Raw genomic sequence first — 2,919 nt, 5'->3', positions numbered from 1 at the left:
GCTTTGGTTCAACAGGGGCAGAAGGAGGAGAAACAGTATCCAGAGATGAAGTGTCCTCCGGAGCAGAGGGCTCAGATGGCAACGACATAGAAAGTGGATCAGGGCGTGGAGAATCAACAGGATCAGAGGACGTAGAAGAAGGAGGGTCAGACATAAACGACGTAGAAAATGGATCGGGAGGAGGAGGATCGACAGGAGCAGAGGACGTAGAAGAAGGAGAGTCAGATGTCAACGATGTAGAAAGTGGATCGGGGGGAGAGGATGGAGGATCAACAGGACCAGAGGACGTAGAAGAAGGAGAGTCAGACATAAACGACGTAGAAAATGGATCGGGAGGAGGAGGATCGACAGGACCAGAGGACGTAGAAGAAGGAGAGTCAGATGTCAAAGACGTAGAAAGTGGATCGGGGGGAGAGGATGGAGGATCAACAGGACCAGAGGACGTAGAAGAAGGAGAGTCAGATATCAACGACGTAGAAAGTGAATTGGGGGGAGAAGATGGAGGATTAACAGGATGAGATAATGAAAACGAAGAAGGTTTACCAAATGGACCATTATAAGAACCTATTCTAGAAGAAATATAAACCCCTTCGAGTCGGAAATCCCAAAATTCCCCCTCACCTTCCACTAATCTTTGCGTAGCATCTGCTTCTCCAAAGGGCGAACCTGGACCATAACCACGAATACGATATTGATAAGGAAAACCTTTCACCGTAGTATAATCATCATAACCATTGGCGAGTCGAAAAGAACCTGCCTGCGCTGTTCCAGCAACTTGAATGAGTGAAATGCTTTGATTTTTTCCCTCATAGACTTCTTTACTTGTATATTTTGGAAAATTTTGCACATGAATGAATGTCGTTCCAGAAACATCCCCATAGATCAATATGCGATCCGTCTTTTGGGGATTAAACAAACCCTCATCATTCAAAAATGCATTCAACCTAATCTGAGCGTTTCCCTCAGCACTGTAGACTTTTTTATCTTTTGATGCGAGAATTTTATCTCCTGCACCTATATCTGCTTTTTTTCCAATGCATAGCGTTTGATAACCACTACCTTCATCAAAGATCAATGTGCTATTGGAAAGACTTAGAGAAGAAAGCGATGAAACAGATTCCTGTAAACCGTTGTATTTACTTTTAGTAAGATACCATTTTGAATAACGAATTAACTCTAAATCAATAACCGATCTATCCTCAACACGCGTACCTCCTGTAAGAGAGGAAGCGTTTGCTTTCACCAATAGAGAAGCATTATTTTCAGCTTTTAGCAACAAATCACCAGAGATTTTTGTTTCATCCGATAATTCAAGAGTGCCTTTTACTTCATAGTCTTTATTCCCCTTCGCATAAATCGCAATCCCGTCTGGAACTGTCATATTTGTCTCTGATAAATAAACAAATGCCCTCCCCGTGATAACTTTTTTGGTTTCTAAAATTTTTTCATCATCTCGTTGCCTCAACATTTTAGCAAGTTCTTCTGGAGCTAAAACATTAAAGCACAGTCCATATACTCCCTCACCCTGAACAGAAATATTGTTTTTTTCTATCTTAATACTTGTATTCTTAAAGCCATCTGGTGAAATATATTTTTGAATTAACTTACCATTATCATTTACATAACCTGAAAAGTTTTTCATCAAGAATGCATGCATATGGTTCAGCTGAATAAAATTGTTTTTCAAATGAACGTCACCACCTTGAAAAACCTCAAAAGCTTCTGGCAATACCCCCATAGCTCGATCACCATCTGTTAAAGTTTCCTCCCTCCTTCCTTGCCCCGTAATCCCCATAGTATCAAGAATATAGCGCCCCCCAAATCGAGTTGAAAATGAGCCAATCTGGTTAAAATTAACGGTACCGTCTGTCATTTTAACCATTGCATCAAAACCACTCATAATACCGATCCCTTTTACATTCAAGTTATCTGGCTCAATATTGATATTCACACTCCCTAAAGCAATATCCGTTCCTCTCCCCCATGCATAAATAGCATGTGAAGTCCCCTTAATTTCCCCTACTGTCATGCTAATAACGGCATTTTGAGCACGAAGAGCAGGTATATTCTTAAAATCTGAAGCTACTAGATTAATTGTTCCACCATTTCTTACATACGCCCCATACGCAGATATTTTATCTGGATCATCGCCATAAACTGTTATCTGAGACGCATTAACAATAGTGCCTGCTTTTTCTACATATATAGCTGCAATAGGTGCAATATGAGCAGACGTCTCTTGAGAACTTTTTAAGTAATAGATTTTATCTGCGAGAAAGTGTGTTTTTCTATCATCGCATTTATAAAATGCCCCTCCTGCATCACTTGAAGATCCTGCAGCATTAACATACGTAACCTGCAAAAAATAAAGAATAGCTGTTGTAACGTTGCATAAAAATACATATTTATGAAATACATAAATCATAACTCTTGCCGCCTCCTATTCCCCTACTTCTATTCATTGAAGAATAATATCTATATTTAAGCTAATAAAGTTCTCAAAATACAATAAATATAAAATGAAATATTTAATTTAATACTTAATATAACACTATATACTTATATATAAGTTATATATAAGTTACTATATAGTTTATGTATCGCTAAAAAAGGTGGCGCAATCCAGCAGAGAAACTCGTTCCAGAAAAACCAATTTTCTTAAATCTATGCTGATAAGTGACATCTCCACGAAGAGAAAGTTTTGATGAGAGACGGGCATTAAACCCAACCCCTGCTTCCAAAGAAGAACCAAAGGAACCTAACTGAAAATCGTTTTTAAAAGAAACGAATTGCTTATCTTCAAAACTATGCAAATAAGAAAGCTTACTATAAAAAGAAACTTCACGTCCCTCTTCCACAACACCTAACGTCTTGCTTAAACGCCCACCAACACGCCCCACCCATTGATGAAATTTTCCT

Annotated in this window: 2 protein-coding genes; both read right to left on the bottom strand. The window is 38.8% G+C overall.

Annotated elements, in window-relative coordinates; translation table 11 throughout:
- Window positions 1-2,425, bottom strand: a 2,425-nt coding sequence (locus ACFIKX_RS07675) for an autotransporter outer membrane beta-barrel domain-containing protein (protein WP_375628265.1), incomplete at its 3' end; no start/stop codon positions are given.
- Window positions 2,426-2,603: 178 nt separating this feature from the next.
- The coding region (locus tag ACFIKX_RS07670) for an autotransporter outer membrane beta-barrel domain-containing protein (RefSeq protein ID WP_375646117.1) at window positions 2,604-2,919 on the bottom strand (316 nt) is incomplete at its 5' end.

It is taken from the genome of Bartonella sp. CM86QHHN (assembly GCF_042194695.1).
GTDB lineage: Bacteria > Pseudomonadota > Alphaproteobacteria > Rhizobiales > Rhizobiaceae > Bartonella.
The sequence above is the reverse complement of the archived record's forward strand: the minus strand, read 5'-3'. Positions and strand labels throughout refer to the sequence as shown.